This is a genomic window from Conexibacter woesei Iso977N, from assembly GCF_000424625.1.
Lineage (GTDB): Bacteria > Actinomycetota > Thermoleophilia > Solirubrobacterales > Solirubrobacteraceae > Baekduia > Baekduia woesei_A.
In genome coordinates this window covers 145,759-168,630 of record NZ_AUKG01000005.1, presented here as the reverse complement: position 1 = coordinate 168,630, position 22,872 = coordinate 145,759, and the positions used below count along the sequence as shown (strand labels likewise).

Sequence of the window (22,872 nt, the reverse complement as noted above, 5' to 3'; positions counted from 1 at the left end):
TCAATCCGCGATGAAGTAATAGGGGTTGGGGAGCTTGAACGCGCGGTCGGCGTGGCCGCCGTCGAGGTCGGACTCCTGGTCGCCCATGTTGACGAGGATGTCGTAGCCCCTGGCCTCGATCGCGGCGCGGGCGCCGGCCTTGAAGGCCTCGGTGCCCTGGTCGGCGGGCTTGTACTGCAGGCCGTCCCAGCCCTGGTTGTAGCCGACGGACCTGAGGTTGCTCTGGGTCGCCGAGTCGATCAGCGACGGGCGGCCGGTGACCAAGAAGACCGCGACGCCGCGGGCGCGCGCGTCCTTGTAGAGCGCGAGCGTCGGGGCGATCGCCGTGCCGGTCCCGGCCGCGGCGGGGATCGCGGTGCCGATCGAGGAGAAGTTCGACGCGACCAGCCCGGCGTAGTTGGACAGCGAGGTCTCGTCGATGTCGAGGACGATCGCGGGCCTGGCGGCGGCGGAGCGCCTGACGGTCGTCCTCCTCTTCGGGCACGTGACCTTGCGCCGGTAGAGCGCCGCCCTGCCCTTGGCGCGCTTGATCCGGACGTACCTGGTGGTGCACCTGGTCCCGGCGGCGGTCTGCCTGCTCGAGGCCGGCGAGGATCCTCCGCCGGTCGCTGCACCACCGCCGGACGCGCTCGGGGCAGGGGCGGGAGCCGGGGTGGAGGTCGACGCGGCGCCGTCGGCGTCGCCGTTCAGGCGCGCGTCGAGGTAGTCCTGCGCGGCGCCCGCGACGTCGGCGAGGTCCCTGTCGTACTGGCCGCCGTCGTGGTAGGTCCGCAACGCGGACGGCAGGTCGCCGGCGCCGACGGTCCCGGACGCGCCGAGCTGCGGCAGCCCGATCCCGGTCGGGCGCAGCGAGGTGAAGACCGAGCCGCCGGTCGCGAGGTAGTCGGTGGCGGCGGGCGCGGGAGCGGCGAGGACGGCGGCCCCGAGGGCCCCGAGGAGGAAGGCGCGGCGAAGCATCAGGCCCGCTGTCTGCCCGGTTGCCCGCGCACCCGAACCCGATGTTCACAAGTCCGTCACCGGACGACCGGTTTTCAGGGTAAGAAGCGGTGCATGACCGACTTGCGTGATCCGGGCAAGGCCGAGCGCCTGGCCGCCGAGGACCCCGACGGCTACCTGCGCCGCCGCGAGTTCCTCCAGCGCACCGCGGCGCTCGCAGGCCTCGGCGCCGGCGCGGCGATGCTGCTGCACCCGGACCGGCTCGTCGGCGAGGCGGCCGCCGCCCAGGGCCGCGCCGCCGCGCTGCCCGCGGCGCGCAACCTCCCGATCGACACGTTCGTGGTGTTGATGATGGAGAACCGCTCCTTCGACCACTACCTGGGGTGGTTGCCGGGCGCCGACGGTGTGCAGTCCGGGCTGTCGTTCGTGGACGGCACCGGCAGGTCGTTCGCCACGCACCGGCTCAACGGCGACTTCCAGGGCTGCGCGCACCCGGATCCCGACCACTCGTGGGGCGGCGGGCGGTCGCAGTTCAACAACGGCAGGATGGACGGCTTCCTGCGGTCGGGCGACAACGACATCTTCTCGATCGGCTACTACGAGAGGGACGACCTGCCGTTCATCCCGTCGGTCGCCTCGGCGTTCACGACGTTCGACCGCTTCTTCTGCTCGCTGCTGGCGTCGACCTACCCCAACCGCGAGTACATGCACTCGGCGCAGTCCTACGGGATGATGGACAACACGGTCCCGCTCGCGACCGGCGGGTTCCCCGACACCACCATCTTCGCCGCGCTGGCCAGGGCGGGGGTGTCGAGCAGGTACTTCTACACCGACATCCCGTTCAGCGCGCTGTGGGGCGCGCCGGGGCTGGCGCGGGCCGGGCAGGTGACCGAGTACTACTCGCGCTGCGCGGCCGGGACGCTGCCGGCGGTGTCGTTCGTGGACCCGGCGTTCAACGGCGAGGACCAGGGCACCAGCGGCGACGAGCACCCGCACGGCGACGTCCGGACCGGGCAGGCGTTCATGGCCGACGTCGTGCACGCGTTCATGGAGTCGCCGCAGTTCAGGCGCGGCGCGTTGTTCATCGTCTACGACGAGTGGGGCGGGTTCTTCGACCACGTCGCGCCGCCGCGGGTGCCGGACGATCGCAGCAACGCGGCGGTCGACAACGACTTCGGGCAGATGGGGATCCGGATCCCGGCCGTCGCGGTCTCGCCCTATGTGCGGCGCGGCCACGTCGACCACGGGATCTACGGCTTCGAGTCGATCCTGAAGATGATCCGGTACCGCTATGGGTTGGACCCGCTGACGCGGCGTGACAAGTACGCGCGCAACATCGCCAAGGCCTTCGACTTCGCGTCCAGGCCGGACTACACGCTCCCGGACCTGCCGCATCCCGCGCACGTGATGAGCGCGGCGTGCGGCGCGGCGCCGGTCGGGACGGCCGCAGCGGCGGGCGCGGCGACGCGGCCCAAGGAACATGATGTGGTCGATCTCCTGAAGAGCGGCTACCTCGACCGGCTCGGCTTCAGGTACCACCCGGCGACGCCCGCGCGCGTGTTCCGGCAGCCGTCGAAGCTGGGCTACGCGGCGTGATGCGACACCTCCACCTTGCCTTGATCGTCTGCGGCGGCGTGGCGACGGCGTTCGGGGCGCCGTCGCTCGCCGCCGCCGACGCGGTCGACCCCATCAACATGGTGGTCACCGCACCCGCGGCCGTGAAGCCGGGCGCGCCGGTCGCGGTCGCGGTCGTCGTCAACGCCGACCCGGGCGCGCTCGACCCGCGGGCCGGCGCGATCCACCTCGGCGTGCGGCTGGCGGTCGAGTGCGGCGGGTCCTACGCGACGACGCCGGCCGACGTGACGCCGATCGCCAACGTGGCGCTCGACCCGCAGCCGAGCGCGGGCGCCACGTACCGGGCGACCGCGAGGGGCACGGCGGCGGCGCCGGGCAGGACCGGCGACCTGACCGTCTGCACGTACCTGACCGACGACGAGGGGCGGCAATGGGCGACCGACACCGACACCGTGGTCGAGGTCAACGCGACCGGCACGCCGAGCGGGGGCGGCGCGGGCGGGCCAGGCGGCGGCGGAACCGGCGGCGCCGGTAGCGGCTCCGGCACCTGCACGCCGACCGTCGCCACGGCCACGCGCACGATCCACCACCGCGCGCGCAGGCGCTCGTTGTCCATCACCTACCGCGCCTGCGCGAAGGGCCGCTACCGCTTCGTGCTGGAACGCGGCGCCCGGCGGGTCCGGACCAAGTCCATCAAGATCACCAAGACCGGCCGCCGGACGACCAAGCTCGCGCTCGGCAGGCGCGGCCTGACACCCGGCACCTACAGGCTGATCGCCGTGCTGCCCAACGGCCGCCACCTGCGCGCGAGCAAGTCCATCAGGATCACGCGTTGAGCAGGTAGACGACGTCCGGGCCGGGCGAGGACGGGATCGAGATCGTGAGCCTGTCGGGCTCCTCGGTCACGACGAGGTCCTCGCCGACGTAGCGGACGAGCGTCGCGGGGTCCGGTCCGGGCTCGCCTGCGCCGGGGGCGACGACGATCGCGTCGCTGCCAGGGCGATTGCCGGTGGGCGGCGGCGGGAACTGGTCGAAGCCGTCCCAGTCGATCTGGTCGCGGCGCGTGCGCAGGTAGTGCGCGAAGTTCGTGTCCGGCGTGTGGATGTTGAGGAACACGACCTCGTCGGGGCCGGCGTTCCAGAACGAGTGCGGGACGTCGGGCGGCGCGACGAGGACGGTGCCGGCGCCGGCGGTCAGCTCGCGCCGGGCGTCGTCGGTCCCGAAGATGTAGGTCATGGTGCCGCGTACGACGTAGAACGCGTCGGTGTGCTCGTGGTGGACGTGCAGGTCCGGCCCGTGCTCGCCTTCGACGAAGCGCGACCAGGTCATCGTGATCGCCTCGTCGCCGGACACGAGGATCCGGACGGTCCGGCCGGGGCGGTCGGTGATGATCTCGCCGTCGTGGGGGCCGACGACGCTCCGGGAGAGCGGCTGATGCATGGGGAGACTCCTGGGGAGGGGTTGGGGAGGGCGCTGACGCTAGACGACCGCGTCTCCCGCGTCCAGCGCGATACGGTCGGCGAGGACATGGACGCGGTGCGGATCCGGGTGGCGGGTGATCAGGTTGCGGCGGTGCTCGCGCGGGCGGGCGACCTCGGGCTGCTCGGCTGGGTGCGGATCGCGGAGGACGATCGAGCGGTCACGGCGGTCCACGCGGAGGGCGACGGCGACGCGATCGCGTCGCTGGTGGCCTCGCTCGACGGCGCGCCGGAGGTCGAGCGCGTCAGGGCCGAGGGCCACGAGCAGTTCGCGGTCCGGGGCGTCGCGGCGGGGCGCTTCGCGGTCACGGGCAGCGAGGACGACGGGTTCGCGCTGGCGCTGGAGGTCGACGGCGCGCCGCGCGTGTGGCGGCTGAGGAAGGCGCCGTCGATGGTCCCCGCGGAGAAGCGGGGCGCGACCGCCTCGAAGCCCACCGGTGCCTGGCCGGAGGGCGACGTGTGGGACGCCGGCGACTACGAGCAGGGCGGGCGCGTCGCGTGGCCGGAGGCGATCGAGCGCGGGCACGCGGTGTTCGTCCTGCGCGGCGAGAAGCTGCAGGGCGGGTTCGCGCTGCAGCGGACGCGGCCGCCGCTGTGGCTGCTGATCAAGCGCCGCGACGCCTACGCGGTCGCGACGCCCAGGTAGCCGGCGGCGACGCGGCGGACGATCCTGCGCGCCGCGGCCTGGCGGCGGTCGGACGCGATCCCGAGCAGCGCGTGCAGCGCGAGGCCGTCGAGCAGCGCGAGCAGCGCCGCCGCGACCTCGGCCGGCGGCGCGACCGGCCTGAACGCGCCGGTCCTCTTGCCCTCGGCGATCGCCTCGCCGAGCAGCGTGCGCCAGGTCGCGTAGACGTCGCCGGTCAGCGCCCTCAGCTCCGGGTCGCGCGCGCACGCGGTCCAGAACTCGAGCCAGACCTGCCACTCGGCGGTCCAGTCCGGGCCGCCGCCGAGGACCTCGTCGAGGACCGACTGCAGCCGCGCCCAGGGGTCGTCGATCTCCGCCGCCGCGGCGCGCGCGGCCTCGGCGCCGCTGTCGTTGAGGCGCCGGAACGCGGCGGCCAGCAGCTCGTCGCGCGAGCCGAAGTAGTGCTGCAACGTGCCGGTCGACCTGCCGATCGCGCGGGCGACGTCGGCCAGCCGCGTGCTCGCCGCGCCGCGCTGCGCGATCACGGCGACGGTGGCGTCGAGGATCGCGGTCTGCTGGTCGTCGTCGAGGCGCGGGCGGGGCACGGCCCGGACATCCTACGTTGCCGTGGCGACGAGGTTGCATTATGGTCATGCGACTATGAGCGCGACCGTCACCGAGCCGATCCCCGCCCCGTGGTACTCGGATGCCGCGCAGGCCGAGCGCGAGCAGCGGGCGATCTTCCGGACGACGTGGCAGATCGGCGCGCTCGCCTCCGATCTGGCCGAGAACGGCGCCTACGTCACCGTCGAGGTCGGCGGCGTCCCGGTCGTGATCACGCGTGACAACGAAGGCAAGTTGAACGCCTTGCTCAACGTCTGCCCGCACCGCGCGATGATCCTGGCGTCCGGGTCCGGCAGGGCCAAGCTCCTGCAGTGCCCCAACCACGCCTGGACGTTCGGCCTCGACGGCGCGTTCCGCAACGCGCCGCGCGCCGACCGCGAGCCGTCGTTCTGCTCCGACGACCTCGACCTGCGCCGCGCGGCGGTCCACGAGTGGGGGCCGTTCGTGTTCGTCAACCTCGACGCGGACGCGCACCCGCCGCTGCGCGAGCTGGAGGTCATGCGCGAGTCGGTCACGGGCGTCGGGATCGACCTGGACAACTTGGTCCTGACCGGTCCGGTCTACGACTGGGACATCGGCGCGAACTGGAAGATCGTCTGCGAGAACTACCTCGAGTGCTACCACTGCGCGGTCGTGCACCCGGACTTCTCGAAGGTCTTCGACGTGTCGGCCGAGCGCTACGCCCTCAGGCCCGACGGCGACCTGCTCAGCGCCGCGACGCCGGTCAAGGAGACGTCGAAGGTCGCCGCCCAGCAGGCGGTCCTGGCCACGCAGGCCGGGCCGGTCGAGGGCTCGCTGTGGCACCTGCTGTTCCCGGCGACGACGATCAACGTCTACCCGGGCGAGGGCTGCTTCGAGGCCACGTGGTACTGGCCGGTCGACGCGCACACGACCCGCGGGCGCACCGCGGTCTTCCTGATGCCGGGCACGTCGCAGGAGTACGCCGAGCAGGTGACCGCGCTGTCGCTGCAGGTCGGCAACGAGGACAACGAGCTGTGCGAGGCGATGCACCGCGGGATGGCGTCGGGCGCGATCGAGCACGCCACGTTGATGGACAACAGCGAGCAGCTGCTCGTGCGCTTCCAGGCGCGGGTCCGGGAGCTGCTCGCCGCTTAGGTCAGCCCAGCGAGCGGCCGAGCCAGACGGCCAGGACGCCGAGCAGGACCGACCCGATGATGTTGATCGCCGCGGCGCGCTCGCGCCGTCCCGCGGCGAGTCGCTGCGACTCGAGCATCCAGGTCGAGAACGTCGTGTAGCCGCCGATCAGGCCGACGCCCCAGACCTCGTAGGCGTCGCCGCGCAGCGCCGCGCCCGCGAAGACGCCGAGGACCAGCGCGCCGGAGAGGTTGACGGCGAGCGTGCCGAACGGGAACCGGCCGGCGCCGGTGCGCCGCGTCACCGCGCCGTCGACCAGGAAGCGCAGCACGGCGCCGAGCCCGCCGAGCGCACCGACCCCGAGGACAACGGCGACGCTCACGCCGCCGCCCGCCGGACCGCGGTGGTGGTCAGCTGGACCGCCGCGAGGCCCGCGACGACGCTCGCCGCCGCGTAGCCCAGCGCAAGGCCTACATCTCCGCGGTCCAAGAGCTTCAACAGCTCGAGCTGCATGGTGGAGAACGTCGTCAGGCCGCCGCACAGGCCGGTCGTCAGGAACGGCCGCAGCGCGAGCGAGGGCGGCCGCCGATCCTGCAGCGCCGTCGCGAACCACCCCAACAACGCCGCGCCCGCGACGTTCACCAGGAACGTCGCCCACGGGAACGTGCCGGGATGGACCGGCAGCGCCTCGGCGACCTCGGCCCGCGCGATCGCCCCGAGGGCGCCGCCCGCGAAGATCGCGGCGAGCGTGCGTGCGGACGGCGGCGGCATGGACGCCGCAGTCTTTCGCGTCCGGCGGTCGCTACGCGGTCAGCTCGGCCTCGAAGGCCGGCGCGTCGAACCAGGCGTCCTGCGCGCTCGGGATCCCGAGCGCGCGCAGGCCCTCGAGGACGCCCGCGTCGTCGTCGTGCTCGGCGACCACGACCCAGAGCTGCTCGACGTCGATCCCGAGCAGCCCGAGGCAGCGTTGGTCGACCGGGCACGGGTGCACGTAGTCGCCGAGCGTCCCGGCCTGGTGGTGGCGGGCCTTGTCGATCATGCGGGGGAGCCAGGCGTAACCGTCGAGGGTTGCGTCCATCGCGCGGAGGTGGGGAGGGGCCATGCGCTCCAACCTACGCGTGGAAGGGGTCGTGCGACAGGACCGGTTGCCGCGCGCGCGAGAGGACCGGCGCGGCAGGCCTTGCCCGGCGTGCTACGTATTACTGCCATGAAGATCCTCGTGACCGGCAGCTCGGGCCATCTCGGCGAGGCGCTGATGCGCACGCTCGCGCAGGACCCCGGCGGCGGGCGCACGGCGGTCGGCCTGGACCTCCTGCCGGGCCCGTTCACGCAGGTCGTGGCCGACCTCGCCGACCGCGACGCGGTCCGGCGCGCGCTGGGCGACCATGGCATCACCGCGGTCGTCCACGCCGCGACGCTGCACAAGCCGCACGTCTCCTCGCACGCCCGCCGGGAGTTCGTCGACGCGAACGTGATCGGGACGCTGAACCTGCTGGAGGAGGCGGTCGCGGCCGGCGCCGACCGCTTCGTCTTCACCTCGACGACCTCGGCGTTCGGTCGCGCGCTGACGCCCGGCGACCGCCAGCCCGCCGCGTGGATCACCGAGGGCGTCGTGCCGGTCCCGCGCAACATCTACGGCGTGACCAAGACGTCGGCCGAGGGCCTCTGCGAGCTGGTCCACCGCGACGCGGGGCTGCCCGTCCTGATCCTGCGCACCTCGCGCTTCTTCCCCGAGCAGGACGACCGCGAGGAGGTCCGGGCGACCTACCCGGACGCCAACCTGAAGGTCAACGAGCTGCTCTACCGCCGCGTCGACATCGAGGACGCGGTCGCCGCGCACCTGCTCGCGCTCGACCGCGCGCCGCAGCTCGGCTTCGACCGCTACATCATCTCCGCGACGACGCCGTTCCAGCGCGACGACGCGCCTGCACTGCAGGAGGACGCGCCCGCGGTCGTCGCGGCCAAGTTCCCGCACTACGCCGACATCTACAACAAGCTCGGCTGGACGATGTTCCCCAAGATCGAGCGGGTCTACGACAACGCGCACGCGCGCGCGGGGCTCGGCTGGGCGCCGCGCTGGGACTTCGCCTACGCCTTGGACCGCCTCGCCGTGGGAGAGGAACCACGCAGCGCGCTGACCGCCGCGGTCGGCCTTAAGGGCTACCACGCCGAGCCGCACGGCGTGTACACCACGCGCTGAGCCGCACGGGGGCGAGGCGCGGGCACGCGCGCAGCGCTCCTCACCTCGCGTTCAGGTTCATCGGCGAGCATCGCGCCCATGCGCGTCCTGGTGGTCGACGACGAGCCCTCGGTCCGCGAGGTGCTCACCCGGATCCTGAAGGTCGAGGGCTTCGAGGTCGAGCAGGCCGTCGACGGCCGCGAGGCGGTCCGGGCCCAGGCCGCGGCGCCCGCCGACGCGGTCCTGCTCGACGTCCTGATGCCCGGCCTCGACGGGCTCGAGGTCTGCCGCCGCCTGCGCGACACCGGCGACCGCACGCCGGTCCTGATGCTCACCGCGCGCGAGGGCGTCGGCGACCGCGTCGCGGGCCTGGAGGCCGGCGCCGACGACTACCTGCCCAAGCCGTTCGCGCTCGAGGAGCTGCTCGCGCGCCTGCACGCGCTGCTGCGCCGCTCCGGCTGGGACGCCGAGCGCGAGCGACTGCGCTTCGCCGACCTGGAGCTCGACCCCGTCAGCCACGACGTCACCCGTGACGGGCGCCACATCGACCTGACCCGGACCGAGTTCCTGTTGTTGGAGCTGTTCCTGCACCACCCGCGCCAGGTGCTGACCCGGGAGCAGATCTTCGAACGCGTGTGGGGCTATGACTTCGGCCCGGCGTCGAACTCGCTCGAGGTCTACGTCGGCTACCTGCGCCGCAAGACCGAGGCGGCCGGCGAGGCGCGGCTGCTGCACACCGTGCGCGGGTTCGGCTACGTCCTGCGGGCGCCGCGCGCATGACGTTCCGCCGCCGGATCGTCCTGCTGTCCGCCGCGGCCGTCGCGCTCGCGCTGGCCTTCGCGGCGACCATCACCTACATCGTGGTCCGCCAGGACCTGCGCGCGGGGATCGACGACGGGCTGCGCCGGACCGACCCGCAGATCACCACGGTCTTCCAAGAGCAGGACGGCGACCCGCAGCCGGGCCTGGGCGCCACGAAGGTGACGCGCGTCGCGGTCCCCGACGGCACGTTCGGCGGCGCGACCGGCGTGGCGCAGGCGACGCTCGAGTCCGGGCAGACGATCCTGCCGGCCGGGCCGGGCGCGGCCGCGCTGCCGGTCGACAACGCCGTCAGGGCGGTCGCGTCCGGGACGCACCCGCCGTTCCTGCGCGACGTCACGGTCAACGGCACGCACCTGCGGGTCTTCACGCGCCAGGGGCCGAGCGGCCAGGCGCTGCAGATCGCGCGGCCGCTGACCGAGGCCGACGCCACGCTGTCGCGCCTGCGCGGGGAGCTGGCGCTGGTGATGCTCTTCGGGATCGCGCTCGCCGCGGGCCTCGGCGTCGTCGTGTCGAGGATGGCGACGCGCCCGCTGGCGCGCCTGACCGCGACCGCCGAGCAGGTCACCGCGACCGGCGACCTGCGCCACCGGATCCCGACGCCGCCGGACCCGCCCGACGACGAGCCGACCCGCCTGGCCGCGTCGTTCAACGCGATGCTCGCGGCGCTGGAGGCCTCGCGCGACGCGCAGCGCCAGCTCGTCGCCGACGCCTCGCACGAGCTGCGCACGCCGCTGACCGCGATCCGGGCCAACATCGAGCTGCTCGGCCACGCGCCCGACCTGCCGCCGGCCGAGCGCGAGGCGATGCTGGCCAGCGCGCGCGAGCAGCTGGAGGACCTGACGGTGCTGGTCGGCGACCTCGTCGACCTGGCCCGCCCCGACCTGGTCGGCGCGCGCGAGGGCTGCGACGACCCGCCGGAGGAGCTCCGGCTCGACCAGCTCGTCGAGGCGGCGGTCGAGCGGGCGCGGCGGCACGCGCCCGACACGACGTTCAGCGTGGCCGCCGAGCCGACGATCGTGCGCGGCACGCGGGCGCGGCTGTCGCGCGCGGTCGGCAACCTGTTGGACAACGCGGTCAAGTGGTCGCCGCCCGGCGGCGCGGTCGAGGTCGAGGTCCACGAGGGCTCCGTGACCGTTCGCGATCACGGACCGGGCATCGCCGAGCCCGACCTCCCGCACGTCTTCGACCGCTTCTACCGCGCGCCGTCGGCGCGCGGGCTGCCGGGCTCCGGCCTCGGGCTGGCGATCGTCAAGCACGTCGCCGACGCGCACGGCGGGACCGTCGCGGCCGAGCGCCCCGCGGGCGGCGGAACGCTGATGCGCCTGGAGCTGCCCGAGCGCGACGCCTATTAGCGCCCTCCTCGCGAGCGTTCAGGGCGCTCTCATGTTCGCCGGGCTTGATGGTGGACATGAAGCCTCTGGCGATGATGATCGGCCTGGCGCTCACCGCGCTGGCGCTGGCGGCCTGCGGGTCGTCGGGCAACAACAACAGGAACGGGACCGGCGGGTCGGACGAGGACAAGGCGTTCGAGGGCGCCGTGAAGTACGCGCAGTGCATGCGCAGGCACGGCGTCCAGATGTCGGACCCCGAGCGCGGCACGAACGGCGGCATCCTGATGAAGGCCGGCGGCGACAAGGGGCCGGGCAGCGCCCCGAGCAAGACCAACACCGCCGACCCCGACAGCCCGGTCTTCAAGGCCGCCGACAGGGCCTGCGGCAGGTACCGGGTCGAGCCCGACAACGCGCACCAGCCCAGCCCGCAGGAGCAGGCCGAGCGCAACGACGCGCTGATCGGCTACGCGCGCTGCATGCGCGGCAAGGGCATCAACTTCCCGGACCCGAGGATCGACGGCAACCGGGTCTCGCAGCGGCTCGGGCCGGACGCGAACCCCAACGCGCCGAAGTTCAAGGCGGCCGACAGGGCGTGCCACGGGATCATCGCCAAGGTCATGCCCGACGCGCCGGGCGGCTCGGGGCCCAGCAGCAGCGGCAACGTGGAGGTGCAGCCGTGAGCACGAGCACGGGCACGGTGGCGGGCGCGGTCGTCGTCGCGGCGGCCGTCGCGGCCGGCGCGACGTGGCTGGCGACCGGGGACGACCACGGCAGCGCGGCGGTCGCCAACGACAGGGTCCCGCTCGGGACCGCGGTCGCCGCGCGGCGCGACCTGATCGACCGCCAGGACGTCGACGGGACGCTCGGGTTCGGCGACGCCAAGCCGGTGAGCGCGCCGGCGTCCGGGACGGTCACGCGGCTGCGCGCCGAGGGCTCGACGCTGCGGCGCGGGCAGTCGCTGCTGTCGATCGACGCGGTCGCGACCGGCTGGTCGCTGTACGGCCGGCGGCCGCTGTACCGCGACCTCGGCCCGGGCAGCAGCGACGGCCGCGACGTCCGCGAGGTCGAGCGCAACCTGAAGGCCTTGGGCTACGACCCCGGGACCGTCGACACCGACTGGACCTCGGCGACGACCGCGGCGGTCGAGGACTTCCAGGCCGACCGCGACCTCACCGAGACCGGGAGGGTCGAGATGAAGGACTTCGTCGTCACCGACGGCGCGGCGCGGATCGGCGCCCACAGCGCGAAGGTCGGCGACGCGGTCCGGCCGGGAGCGCCGGTCGCCAAGCTCACCGGGACGGGCGCGGTGATCGACGCGAGGATCGACGCGACCGCGGCGCCGGATGTGCACGCGGGCGACCGCGTCGTCGTGACGCTCCCCGACGGGCGCGACGGGCGGGGTCGCGTCACGCACGTGGGGCGCGTCGCGACGCCGGGCCAGGACGGCGAGGCCGCGACGGTCGCCCTGACGGTCACGCTGACCGGCAGGCGCAGGCTCGCGCTCGACGGCGCGCCGGTCAACGTGTCGCTGGAGACCGGGCGCACGCGCGCGGCGCTGGCGGTCCCGGTGACCGCGCTGGTCGCGACCGCGCCCGGCGTCTACGGCGTCGAGCTGGCGGCGACGCGGCGCGTCGTCCCGGTCCAGCTCGGCGCGAGCGCCGACGGCTGGGTCGAGGTGACGGGCTCGGGCGTGCGCGAGGGCGCGCGCGTGGTGGTCCCCCGATGAGCCTCGTGATGGAGGCGGTGACCAAGGAGTACCCCGGCGGCGTGCGGGCGCTCGACGACGTCTCGCTGGCGATCGGCGACGGTGAGCTGGTCGGGATCGTCGGCCCGTCGGGCTCGGGCAAGTCCACCATGTTGCACATCATGGGGACGCTGGAGCGGCCGTCGGACGGGCGCGTGGCGGTCGCGGGCGCCGACGTGGGGGAGCTCGACGACCGCGAGCTGGCGGGCCTGCGCGCGCGGCGGATCGGCTTTGTGTTCCAGCAGTTCTTCCTCCTGGACGGCATGAGCGCGCTGGAGAACGTCGCGCAGGGCATGCTCTACAGCGGGACGCCGGTTGATGTACGCCTTGCCGCGGCGCGCGTGGCGCTGGAGCGCGTCGGGCTCGAGCACCGGCTCACGCACTTCCCGGCGCAGCTCAGCGGCGGCGAGCGCCAGCGCGTGGCGATCGCACGGGCGGTCGTGGCGCGGCCGGCGATCGTGTTCGCCGACGAGCCGACCGGCAACCTCGACTCGCGCTCGGGCGGCGAGATCATGGTGTTGCTGCGCGAGCTGCACGGCGCGGGGACGACGGTCGTCGTGATCACCCACGACCGCGACCTCGCCGCGGCGCTGCCGCGCTGCGTGCACCTGCGCGACGGGCGCGTCGAGGTGGACGCGTGAGCGGCGCGGCGGCCACGGCCGGGTCGCGCCTGCTGCCCGCCGACCTCGTGCGCGTCGGCGCGGTCGGGCTGCGCACGCGGCGGCTGCGCGCGGCGCTGAGCGCGCTGGGCATCGCGATCGGGATCGCGTCGATGGTCGCGGTGCTCGGGCTGTCGGCGTCCTCCCGCGCGGGGTTGTTGTCGCAGTTGGACGCGTTGGGCACCAACCTGCTGACGGCCTCGCCGGGGCAGACGATCGGCGGCGACGACGCGTCGCTGCCGCGCCGGACGCGCAAGGTGCTGTCGCGCCTGGGCGGCGTGCAGCAGGTCGCGAGCGTCGAGGTGCTTCAGGGCGCGACGGTCCGGCGCACCGACCGGATCGACGCCGAGGAGTCGGGCGGGATCGCGGTCGCCGCCGCGGACCCGGAGCTCTTGTCCACCTTGGGCGGGACGATGGCGCGCGGCCGGTTCCTGAACGCGGCGACGACGCGGACGCGCAGCGTCGTGCTCGGCGCGATCGCCGCGCAGCGGCTCGGCGTCGACCGGCCGGGCATGTTGGTGTACATCGACGGGCGCTGGTGGACGGTGCTCGGGATCCTGCGCTCGCTGCCGTTGGCGCCCGACGTCGACCGTGCGGCGCTGATCGGCTACCGCGCCGCCGAGAAGGAGCTGGGCGCGGCGCGCAACGCGAGCAGCGTCTACCTGCGCGCCGACCCGGACCGCGTCGCGGCGACGCGCGCGCTGGTGCCGAGCGCGGTGAACCCGAGCAACCCGGAGGAGGTCGACGTCTCGCGCCCGTCGGACGCGCTGGCGGCGCGCGCGGCGGCCGACAGGACGCTGACGAGCCTGTTCCTCGGCCTCGGCGCGGTCGCGCTGCTCGTCGGCGGGATCGGGATCGCCAACACGATGGTCATCTCGGTGCTGGAGCGCCGCTCGGAGATCGGCCTGCGCCGCGCGCTCGGCGCGACCCGCGCCCACGTCCGCGCGCAGTTCCTGGTGGAGTCGCTCCTGCTCGCGCTCGGCGGCGGAGCGGCCGGGGTCTTCCTGGGGTCCTTGGTCACCGGCGCCTACGCGCAGGCACGCGGCTGGCAGACCGTCGTCCCACCCGAGGCCCTCCTCGGCGGCCTCGGCGCAGCACTGCTGATCGGCGCGGCGGCCGGCCTCTACCCGGCAGCCCGCGCGGCCCGCCTGTCGCCGACCGACGCGCTGCGGTCGACATGAAGCACTTGGTCAGGCCGCGGGCGCGGTGACGCTGCCCGCGTCGAGGGCTGACCAGGCGGCGGACACGGCTGCGATGCGGTCGTGGACGCCGAGCTTGTCGTAGATGCGCTCGGCGTGCTTGTGGATCGTGCGCGGGGAGATCTCCAGTGCCGTGGCGATCTCGGCGGTCGTGCGGCCGCGCATCATCTGCTGCAGCACCTCGGCCTCGCGCGGCGACAGGCCGAGCGCTTCGAGCAGCGCGCGGGAGGCGCTGCGGGCGGGGCGCTCGAAGACCAGGACGGTCGTCGCGCCCGCGCCGCCACCGCCGCGGCGCGCCAGGCGGCGGACGAGTAGCGCGCCGTCGCTGGTCTCCACGACCGTGTTCGGCGGCGTGTCGCGCGCGGTCAGATCGACCAGCGCGTCGGGCTCCAGCCGCCGCAGCGCGGCACGGCCGGCGGTGCTGGCGAACGCCACGCGGCCGCTCGCGTCGGTGACGACCAGCGCCTCGCCGCCGTCGTCGAGGCCTGCCTCGACCGCGGCGAGCACGTCGTGCAGCCGCTCGCGCAGCGTCGCGTTGGCGTGGGCCTGGATCAAGTGGGGCCGGGCGAGGTCGAGCATCCGCTTCTGCGGATCGGTGAAGTCGCGCTCGTCGGCGACGACGATGCCGATCACCAGCTGCGGCGGCGCGGGCAGCGTCACCGCCATCTGGTGCTCGACGCCGAGCGGGACGAACACCTCCCTGTAGAGGTCGAGCCTGCGGAAGCGCTCGGGGCTGATGACGTCCGACATCCGCGTCGCACGCGGGTCGCGCGTCTGCAGGTAGCGCTGGACGAGCGGGTTCTGGTGCCCGAAACGGCCCCAGGACTCCCGGATGCTCGGCGGCGGCTCCGGGTTGACCAGCGCCACGAGCGGCGTGCCGTCGCCGCCGATCTCGTTGTAGGACGTGCACGAGTTCGGGATCACCCGCGGCAGGACGTCGAGCAGCGCGGCGCGGAACCCGGGCAGGTCCTCGGCATGGTGGACCTCGCCGAGGAGCTCCAGCAGGCCCTGCAGCTCGCGCTCCGGCAGTCCTCCGTTCGCCACGTCTCCGAAGACAACCACACGCCCGGCGGCCCGTCGAGCCGACTTCTAGACCTTCGGCCAGGCCAATGCCTACGTGGTGTTGCGTATCTGGCGCGGCGGCCGCTTCCTCTGGGCACCGGGAACTGGTAGGCCTACATCATGCGACGGATCGCGATGCTCGCCGGCCTCTGCACGGCCTTGCTCTCCCTGCCGGCGACCGCGTTCGCGGCGGCCACGCCGGAGTCCTTCACGCTGCCCTCGGGCTACACCGTGTCGAACCTCGGGGTGGCCGTCGACGGGGCGGGCGACGTGTGGTTCGGCGCCGCCGGCCCCAACCACGTGCCCGCCGGCGGCTCGTCGGCGTCGCAGCCGACGCCGTCGATCGGGCGCCTGCACCCGTCCGCCGCCCACCCCGGCACCAGCGACGGCATCACGACCTACCCGACGCCCGACGCGCCGGCCACGAGCTGCTGCGCCAACCAGCTGCGCTCGTTGACCTACAACAAGGTCGACGACCACATCTACTACGTCCGCAGCGACGGCGGCTACGGCATGTTCACGCCCTCGGCGACCCAGCCCGGGACGACGACCGGCATCGCCTCGGGCGGCCTGTCCACGCCGACCGACCTCTGGGACGTCGCGGCGTCGCCCAACGGTGGCGCGTGGCTCACCGAGTACGGCTACAGCAACGCGGCCGGGTTCCCGGGCGATCGCATCGCCTACTACGACGGCGCGCTCCTCGAAGGCCCCAACATCGCGGCCCAGAACGGCCAGACCCAGCTCGACTCGCTGCGCTACGCCGCGCAGCCGATGGGGATCGCGGTCGATGCCGGCGGCCTGCCGTGGTTCGCGGAGTCCGACGCGGGCAACCCCGGCTACCGGATCGGCACCTACGTGGGCACCGGGAACAACTACACCGAGTACCCGATCCAGCCCTGCGAAGCGACCAACCCGTGCAGCGGCTCCTACACCGGCCAGGGCATCACCGACGTCGCGGTCGCCCCCGACGGCAAGATCTGGTTCACCAACTACCTCAACAGGAAGATCGGCACGTTCGACCCGGCGACCCACACGTTCACGCAGTTCACGGTGGCCTCGATCGACCCCTCCCTCGCGGCCGCCGCGCCGCGGACGATCACCGCGGCGCCGGACGGCACGATCTGGGTGACCAACTTCCACGCCTACGGCGCCGGCAACGCGCTGATCCGGATCGTCCCCGGCGACGACAGCCACCCGCCGACCGCGACCTACACGCCGCTGGGCTCGAACGACGCGCCGCTCGGGCTGACCGCGAGCGCCACCGACGTCTGGTTCACCACCGGGGCCGGGACGCTCAACCGCCTGGCCGGGGTGATCGGCGCGCCCGTCACGACGGGCGGCGGCGGCGCCGGCACGACGAGCGGTGGCGGCGGCGGTGGCGGCGCGGTGACCGCGACGCCGAGCACGCCGGCGCCCGTGGCCACGACGCCCGCCTCGTCCAGGCCGCCGGTCGTCCTCAGGCCCGCGTCGGTCGGCACCGCCCACGCCGACCCGCCTCAGACCAACAACGGCGCGATCAACACCAACCAGATCTGCGTCGGCCCGCCGGAGGCGCGCTGCTCGCTGATCTACCTCGTCCAGTCCCACGAGTACGTCAAGGGCTTCCCGTCCCGCGTCGGGGCGGCCAGGAAGAGGAAGCACAGGCCGCAGGTGCTCGCGACCAAGTCGTTGGTGTTGCACGGCGGCCAGTCCAAGAAGGTCACGATCAGGCTCAACCGGCTCGGCCAGCGGATCCTCAGGAAGCTCGGCAGGATCAAGGTCGACTTCGTGACCAGCGAGGTGCAGGCCAACGGCAGGACGAAGGTCATCTCGACCAAGGTCCTGACGATCAGGGCCACCAGGGCCAAGAAGAAGAGGCGCTAGCCGCCTGACAGACGCCGGTTTCGGTGCGTCGCGCCCTGGGGTATCGCGCGTGGCATGCGGTCCTGGGTCGGGAGGATGGCGGCGCTTGCCGCGCTGCTGACGATCGCCTGCGCGCCGGTGGCGCACGCGGGCGGCGGCCAGCAGCATCAACAACCACAACAGCAGCTGCGCGAGGACGCGGCGCGCACGTGGGCGTCGCTGACCGCGATGACCGACGCGACCTCCGGCCTGCCCGCGGACTCGCTGAACGCCGACGGCACCACGTCGGTCCAGACCAGCACCACCAACATCGGCGCCTACCTGTGGTCGGCGGTCGCCGCGCGCCGCCTCGGCATCATCGGCGACCGCGAGCTCGTCGCCCGCCTGAGCAGGACCATCACCACGCTCGAGCACATGGAGCGCTACGGCGACACCGGCCAGTACTACAACTGGTACGACCACACGACGGGCGCGAAGCTCACCGCCTGGCCGCCGGACCCGTCCCAGGAGTTCCACCCCATCTTGAGCAGCGTCGACAACGGCTGGCTGGCCGTCGGCCTGCGGATCGTCCAGCGTGCGGTCCCGCAGCTGTCGCGCCGCGCGGGCACGCTCTACGACGCGATGAACTTCGGGTTCTACTACCGGCCCGACGTCAACCGCGTGCTCTTCCACTACCGCCCGGACGACCCGGCGGCGTCGCCGTGCTGCTACGACACGCTGGTCTCCGAGTCCCGGATCGTCGACTACCTCGGGATCAGCAGGGGCCAGCTGCCGCCGAAGGAGTACTACGGCCGTTGGCGCACGTTCCCCGACACCTGTGACTACTCCTTCCAGGAGCAGAAGCCGACCGGCACCACGCGCACCTACTACGGCATCCCGGTCTACGAGGGCGCCTACACCTACAACAACACCAAGTTGGTGCCGTCGTGGGGCGGGTCGATGTTCGAGGCGCTGATGCCCGACCTCTTCGTCCCCGAGGAGCAATGGGGCCCGCGCTCGTGGGGCCTCAACCACCCGCGCACGGTCCAGGCCCAGATCCACCACGGTCTGGTCGACGCCGGCTACGGCCTCTGGGGCTTCAGCCCCTCCAACACGCCCGAGGGCGGCTACGGCGCCTACGGCGTCGACGCGGCCGGCATGGACCCCAACGGCAACCCCTCCAACGAAGACGGGACGCTCGTCGACCACGGCTTCCCGGGCTGCGACGGCAGCGGCGGGCGCCCCGCGCAGCCGGACCCGCCGGCCAGTGCCTACAGGAACGGCGTCGTGACGCCGCACGCCGCGTTCCTGGCGCTGCGCTACGCGCCCCAGCAGACGGTCCAGGACCTCGCCAAGCTCCGCGCGATCCCCGGCATGTACGACAGGTGGGGCTTCCGCGACAGCGTCAACACCACCACCTTGCAGCCGTCGGGCAGCTACCTCTCCCTCGACCAGGGGATGATCATGGCCGCGCTGGGCAACGCGCTCGGCGGCGACGTCCTGCGCCAGGCCTTCGCGCAGCGCCCCGAGGCCGCGGCGCTACGTCCGGTGATCGGCCAGGAGCAGTTCAGCCTCATCCCCTGACCGGGGGATCCCCGACGCGAATGGGCCATGTGTCGAGCCGCCTGCATCGCCGTGCCTAGGCGCCGACCAACGGGGGAGCCGTCGTACCTTCTCCCGAACAGAGGTAGTTCAACTCATGGGCGCCCTGCGTCTCTCCATCCGCACCAAGCTGCTCGCCAGCACCTTCTTGCTGATCGCGCTGACCGCGATCATCGCGTTCCTCGCCGTCGGCCGCCTGGGCGACGTCAAGGACCAGGGCTCCAAGCTCTACACCCAGACGTACACGCCGACCACCGTCGCGATCTACGTCAACGGCGTCGCCAAGGACCTGGCGCTCCAGAGCATGACCTACAACACGGTCGTGGCCGAGCACGCCGGCGACCTCGCCGCGGCCGGCAAGGACAAGCGCACCACCGCGCTCGTCAAGCAGATCGGCAAGGACCAGAAGACGCTCAAGAGCGTCATCCCGATGCTCGCCGGCGCGCCCAAGAACGTGCAGTCCTACGTCACGAAGATCGCGAGCGGCGTCAAGAACTACAACGCCGACCTCAAGGTCATCATGGGTCTGAAGCCCAACGACCCGCGCAACGCGACCTACGGCGTCAAGCTGGCCGGCGACATCCAGACGATCGACACCGCGTCCAACCAGATGACGACCTCGAGCGACAAGAACGCCAAGGCCGCCGTCAAGGACATCAAGAGCTCCTACAGCTCCGGCCGCACGCTGATCTTCGGCGCCCTGGCCCTGGCGATCGTCCTCGGCCTCGCCGCCGCGCTGCTGATCTCCCAGCAGGTCAAGAACGGCGTCCAGCAGATCCGCAAGCAGCTCACCTCGCTGCGCAAGAACGACACCGCCTCGCTGCGCGACGGCCTCGTCGGGATCTCCGAGGGCGACCTGACCCGCCGCGCCGCCGTCGTCACCCACCCGGGCGGCCGCACCTCGGGCGACGAGATCGGCGACATCGCCGAGATGGTCGACGAGATCACGACCGACACCGCCGCGTCGATCGAGTCCTACAACCAGTCCCTGGACTCGCTGGCCGGCATGATCGGCCGCGTCGGCGAGAGCGCCGCCGTCCTGTCCTCGGCCTCCGAGCAGATGGCGTCCACCTCCGGTGAGGCCGGCCGTGCCGTCGGCGAGATCGCCCACGCGATCGGCGAGGTCGCCCACGGCGCCGAGAAGCAGGTCAACACCGTCGAGGGCGCGCGCCGCCTGACCGACGAGATGGCCGAGGCCACCCGCAACTCCGCCGAGTCCGCCGCCGAGACCGCCCGCGCCGCCGAGTCGGCCCGCGAGGTCGCGACGACCGGCGCCGCGTCGGTCGCCAAGGCCACCGAGGCGATGGCCGCCGTGCGCAACGCCTCGACCGAGGCGACCGAGGCGATCCGTGACCTCGGCTCCAAGAGCGAGCAGATCGGCGGGATCGTCTCGACGATCACGACGATCGCCGAGCAGACCAACCTGCTGGCGCTCAATGCGGCCATCGAGGCCGCCCGCGCCGGCGAGCAGGGCCGCGGCTTCGCCGTGGTCGCCGAGGAGGTCCGCAAGCTGGCCGAGGAGTCCTCGCAGGCCGCGGCCTCGATCAGCACGCTGATCGGCGAGATCCAGAACCAGACCAAGCACGCGGTCGAGGTCGTCGAGCTCGGCGGGCAGCGCACCGACGAGGGCGCCACCGTCGTCGAGCAGGCCCGTGAGGCGTTCGACGTCATCAACGACCACGTGCAGGAGATGAGCGGTCGCGTCTCGCAGATCGCCGCCGCCGCGCAGCAGCTGAGCGCGACGAGCTCGCAGGTCGGCCACGAGGTCGCGTCGGTCGCGGCCGTCGCCGAGCAGACCAGCGCCGCCACGCAGCAGGTCAGCGCGTCGACCGAGGAGACCTCGGCCTCGACGGAGCAGATCGCCGCGTCCGCGCAGACCCTGGCCGCCACGGCGACCGAGCTGCGCACGCTGGTCGGCCAGTTCTCGCTGGTCGCGCCGGAGGCCGCCGACACGGTGGTCGAGGAGTACTACGAGGCCTAGGGCTTCGAGGACACCGGCAGTTGGTTGTGGGCGGAGGCGACCTCGATGAGGTCGCCTTCGTCGTAGTAGTCCACGGCCACGCCGCTCACGGGCATGCCGCGCTCCCTCTCGCACTGGGCGATCCGCTTGGTCAGGAACGCCTTGGTGAGGACGGGGCGCTGCGCGCTCGGCGACGGCGGGAAGCGCTCGACCCAGTTGTTCAACATCAACATCGGGCTGTCGGCGCTGCCGCGGTAGCGCCTGCAGGTGAAGTCGGCCGCGTTGCGGTTGCCCAGCGGCGTGTCCTGGATCCACGCGAAGGCGGAGCTGAGCCAGGGCACGCTGCCGTCGGGCTCGTTCTCGGTGAAGACGACCATGCGCTTGCCGGACCTGACGAGCTCGCCGAGCGTGGGCAGCGGCTCGCCGCGGTGCAGCGTCTCGGCGTACCTGGTGGTGTCGGTCGCGTCGAAGGCCTGCTTCAGCGACTCGTCCCTGACGTAGGACTCCAGCACGAGCTCCAGCACCGCGCCCGGGTTGGCCTGCAGGTAGCGGCGCATCTGGGTCAGCGTGTCGGTCATGCGCGTCGCGCCCAGCTCGCAGACGGTGTGGCAGAGCCAGACCTCGCGCGGGCCGCGCGCCTGCGCCGTCGTGCGCGTGATCGAGAGGCCGAGGCGGTCGAGCGCCCTCAGCGCGCCGTCGTCGAGCTCCCTGGCGACCTTGTTGGCGTCGCGGCCCTCGCCGGCGAAGTCGGTCTGGACGCGGCCGCTGCTGAGCGTGCGCCCGTAGTGCGGGTCCAACAGGAACAGCCGGATCCCGTCGGAGAGCTGGCGCGGGATCGACCGGCGCTGGTCGGGGATCGTCCAGCCGGCCACGTCGGCGGCGCCCATCGAGTTGTGGGTGCCGGGGAACAGGACCTCGTTGAGTCGCCGATCGCAGAGCGCCTTCGACCCGTTGCAGCCCGCGGGCGGCGCGGCGGCGGTCGTGCGCTGCCTGCCCTCGTGCAGGACGAGCGCCGCCGCGGCCGAGGCGAGGACGAGCGTCAGGACCGCGGCGGCGGTGGCGACCGCCAGGCGGCGGCGCGTGGCCGGGGCTTGTTGGTGGTGTCGCTCGGGGAACTGGAAGCCCGCGCGGCCGAGCGCGGTCAGCAGCTCGGTCGCGCCCAGGTAGACGATCGCGGCGCCGAAGATGTAGGCGATGATCCTGAGCGCCAGGTCGGGCTCGACGAGCACGATCAGGCCCGCGCCCGCGATCAGCACGCCGCGCACGCCGAGGGCCAGCGAGGCCTGCGGGCGCGCGGTCAGGCGCCGCGCCTGGCGGCGGACGGCGTCGGGGTCGATCGCGCTCAGCACGCCGGCCGCGAGCACGAAGCCGACGACCGCGGCGATCAGCAGCAGGCCGCCGAGGTCGCCGAGGAACGCGTCCCAGACGCCGCCGGCCGCTGCGCGCAGGTCGTCGGTCGGGATCGCGTCGCTGCCGTGCAGCCCGCGCAGGACGAGCGTCCGGGCGGTGCCCAGCGCGATCTCGGCGACGATCGCCGCCATGCCGAGCCCGAGGCCGAAGACGGTCAGCACGCGGCCGCGGTCGCGGGCGAGCGCCAGCGCGGCGGCGAGCAGCGCGAGCGCGAGGACCGGCAGGATCAGCGCCCAGGTCCGGAGCGCGTCGGCGGCGTGCAGCGTGCGGTCGGCGAACGTGCGGTCGCGCAGGTCGACCAGCGTGGTGTCGGCGTTCTGCGGCAGGCGCCTGGCGACGTCGGGCGCGAGGCTGCGCACCGCCGACAGGACGACGGTCCCGGTGTCGGCGAGGTCGAGGACGAACGCGCCGCCGTCGCGGTCGAAGAGCAGCGAGTGCGCCTGCAGCGCGGCGCCGCGGACGAGGCCGTTGAACGCGGGCGTCCCGACGACCGCGCCGACCGCGGTCTCCAGCAGCGGGCGCGCGGTGACGAGGTCGGGCGAGCCGCGCTCGAGCAGGCCGATGACGATCTGGCGTGAGGCGACCTCGCGGACGGCGGGGTCCTGCAGCGCGGCGGTCGCGCGGGTGGCGAACTGGTCGCGGTCGGCGACCTCGTCGCGCAGGTAGAGCGCCACGATCGCAGCGACGGCCGCCAGCGCGGCGAGCGCGCCGAGCACCACCGCCAGGAGGTCGCGCCGTGACCGGGTCACG

Annotated in this window: 22 protein-coding genes; 14 read left to right on the top strand and 8 right to left on the bottom strand. The window is 73.4% G+C overall.

From position 1 onward, the window contains the following. Complete coding sequence (locus tag H030_RS38005; protein ID WP_051223826.1) at positions 1–957, bottom strand: HAD family acid phosphatase; 957 nt, start codon at positions 955–957, stop codon at positions 1–3. Positions 958–1,050: 93 nt separating this feature from the next. Here H030_RS38005 and H030_RS35655 point away from each other — a divergent pair, with 93 nt between their 5' ends. Next, entirely contained in the window at positions 1,051–2,532 is a 1,482-nt protein-coding gene (locus H030_RS35655) for an alkaline phosphatase family protein (protein ID WP_051223825.1), read from the top strand. Beyond that, positions 2,529–3,347, top strand: a complete 819-nt coding sequence (locus tag H030_RS0127125; RefSeq protein ID WP_231398555.1) for a hypothetical protein — start codon at positions 2,529–2,531, stop codon at positions 3,345–3,347. The genes H030_RS35655 and H030_RS0127125 overlap by 4 nt, the downstream gene beginning before the upstream one ends. On the opposite strand, the gene H030_RS38000 is transcribed toward H030_RS0127125, so the two are convergent. Further along, positions 3,337–3,951 carry a cupin domain-containing protein gene (locus tag H030_RS38000; RefSeq protein ID WP_051223824.1) on the bottom strand — a complete coding sequence of 205 codons (615 nt, stop codon included), beginning with the start codon at positions 3,949–3,951 and terminating at the stop codon, positions 3,337–3,339. The two genes, H030_RS0127125 and H030_RS38000, sit on opposite strands and share 11 nt — an antisense overlap. Positions 3,952–4,038: 87 nt before the next feature. On the opposite strand from H030_RS38000, the gene H030_RS37995 reads away from it, so the two are divergent. Continuing rightward, complete coding sequence (locus H030_RS37995) at positions 4,039–4,635, top strand: acylphosphatase (protein WP_051223823.1); 597 nt, start codon at positions 4,039–4,041, stop codon at positions 4,633–4,635. Here the strand turns inward: H030_RS37995 and H030_RS35640 are convergent. Further along, positions 4,611–5,219 (bottom strand): TetR/AcrR family transcriptional regulator, encoded by a 609-nt coding sequence (locus tag H030_RS35640; RefSeq protein WP_051223822.1) that lies wholly within the window; start codon positions 5,217–5,219, stop codon positions 4,611–4,613. The genes H030_RS37995 and H030_RS35640 overlap by 25 nt on opposite strands. A 55-nt stretch (positions 5,220–5,274) precedes the next feature. Here H030_RS35640 and H030_RS35635 point away from each other — a divergent pair, with 55 nt between their 5' ends. Next, positions 5,275–6,354: an aromatic ring-hydroxylating oxygenase subunit alpha gene (locus H030_RS35635; RefSeq protein ID WP_051223821.1), complete on the top strand. Its 1,080-nt coding sequence runs from the start codon at positions 5,275–5,277 to the stop codon at positions 6,352–6,354. 1 nt (position 6,355) lies between these two features. Here H030_RS35635 and crcB (H030_RS0127100) read toward each other — a convergent pair whose 3' ends face one another. Genes crcB (H030_RS0127100) through H030_RS35630 form a run of 3 tightly spaced genes read right to left on the bottom strand, consistent with a single transcriptional unit; the run spans position 6,356 to position 7,435 of the window. Continuing rightward, complete coding sequence (gene crcB, locus H030_RS0127100) at positions 6,356–6,715, bottom strand: fluoride efflux transporter CrcB (protein WP_027008436.1); 360 nt, start codon at positions 6,713–6,715, stop codon at positions 6,356–6,358. After that, positions 6,712–7,104 (bottom strand): fluoride efflux transporter CrcB, encoded by a 393-nt coding sequence (crcB, locus tag H030_RS0127095; RefSeq protein ID WP_027008435.1) that lies wholly within the window; start codon positions 7,102–7,104, stop codon positions 6,712–6,714. Before crcB (H030_RS0127095) ends, crcB (H030_RS0127100) begins: the two co-directional genes overlap by 4 nt. Positions 7,105–7,135: 31 nt before the next feature. Beyond that, positions 7,136–7,435, bottom strand: coding sequence for a DUF5069 domain-containing protein (locus H030_RS35630; RefSeq protein WP_081691213.1), 300 nt, complete (start codon positions 7,433–7,435; stop codon positions 7,136–7,138). Positions 7,436–7,540: 105 nt separating this feature from the next. On the opposite strand from H030_RS35630, the gene H030_RS0127085 reads away from it, so the two are divergent. From H030_RS0127085 to H030_RS0127055, 7 genes are all read left to right on the top strand, one after another. Then, positions 7,541–8,533 (top strand): NAD-dependent epimerase/dehydratase family protein, encoded by a 993-nt coding sequence (locus H030_RS0127085; RefSeq protein ID WP_027008434.1) that lies wholly within the window; start codon positions 7,541–7,543, stop codon positions 8,531–8,533. Positions 8,534–8,611: 78 nt separating this feature from the next. After that, complete coding sequence (locus tag H030_RS0127080) at positions 8,612–9,292, top strand: response regulator transcription factor (RefSeq protein ID WP_027008433.1); 681 nt, start codon at positions 8,612–8,614, stop codon at positions 9,290–9,292. Next, a complete protein-coding gene (locus H030_RS35625) occupies positions 9,289–10,686 on the top strand; it encodes a HAMP domain-containing sensor histidine kinase (RefSeq protein WP_035130270.1) in 1,398 nt (465 codons plus the stop codon). The genes H030_RS0127080 and H030_RS35625 overlap by 4 nt, the downstream gene beginning before the upstream one ends. Positions 10,687–10,742: 56 nt before the next feature. Then, the gene (locus H030_RS39930) at positions 10,743–11,345 is read left to right on the top strand and encodes a hypothetical protein (RefSeq protein WP_196809289.1); all 603 of its coding nucleotides are present in this window, start codon (positions 10,743–10,745) and stop codon (positions 11,343–11,345) included. Further along, a complete protein-coding gene (locus H030_RS39925; protein ID WP_027008431.1) occupies positions 11,342–12,391 on the top strand; it encodes an efflux RND transporter periplasmic adaptor subunit in 1,050 nt (349 codons plus the stop codon). Before H030_RS39930 ends, H030_RS39925 begins: the two co-directional genes overlap by 4 nt. After that, entirely contained in the window at positions 12,388–13,050 is a 663-nt protein-coding gene (locus H030_RS0127060; RefSeq protein ID WP_027008430.1) for an ABC transporter ATP-binding protein, read from the top strand. The genes H030_RS39925 and H030_RS0127060 overlap by 4 nt, the downstream gene beginning before the upstream one ends. Next, complete coding sequence (locus H030_RS0127055; RefSeq protein WP_027008429.1) at positions 13,047–14,249, top strand: ABC transporter permease; 1,203 nt, start codon at positions 13,047–13,049, stop codon at positions 14,247–14,249. The genes H030_RS0127060 and H030_RS0127055 overlap by 4 nt, the downstream gene beginning before the upstream one ends. 9 nt (positions 14,250–14,258) lie before the next feature. Here H030_RS0127055 and H030_RS37990 read toward each other — a convergent pair whose 3' ends face one another. Continuing rightward, on the bottom strand, positions 14,259–15,311 hold the full coding sequence (locus tag H030_RS37990; protein ID WP_155892301.1) for a helix-turn-helix transcriptional regulator: 1,053 nt from the start codon (positions 15,309–15,311) through the stop codon (positions 14,259–14,261). A 138-nt stretch (positions 15,312–15,449) separates the two neighbouring features. Here H030_RS37990 and H030_RS0127045 point away from each other — a divergent pair, with 138 nt between their 5' ends. The 3 genes from H030_RS0127045 (at position 15,450) to H030_RS40550 (ending at position 20,733) form a co-directional block, all read left to right on the top strand. Further along, entirely contained in the window at positions 15,450–17,192 is a 1,743-nt protein-coding gene (locus H030_RS0127045) for a hypothetical protein (RefSeq protein ID WP_027008427.1), read from the top strand. Positions 17,193–17,246: 54 nt separating this feature from the next. Beyond that, the gene (locus tag H030_RS35615; RefSeq protein WP_035130268.1) at positions 17,247–18,734 is read left to right on the top strand and encodes a glucoamylase family protein; all 1,488 of its coding nucleotides are present in this window, start codon (positions 17,247–17,249) and stop codon (positions 18,732–18,734) included. A gap of 115 nt (positions 18,735–18,849) precedes the next feature. Next, entirely contained in the window at positions 18,850–20,733 is a 1,884-nt protein-coding gene (locus tag H030_RS40550) for a methyl-accepting chemotaxis protein (protein WP_051223819.1), read from the top strand. Here H030_RS40550 and H030_RS0127030 read toward each other — a convergent pair. Continuing rightward, a complete protein-coding gene (locus H030_RS0127030) occupies positions 20,730–22,871 on the bottom strand; it encodes a hypothetical protein (protein WP_027008426.1) in 2,142 nt (713 codons plus the stop codon). The two genes, H030_RS40550 and H030_RS0127030, sit on opposite strands and share 4 nt — an antisense overlap. Position 22,872: the final 1 nt, after the last annotated feature.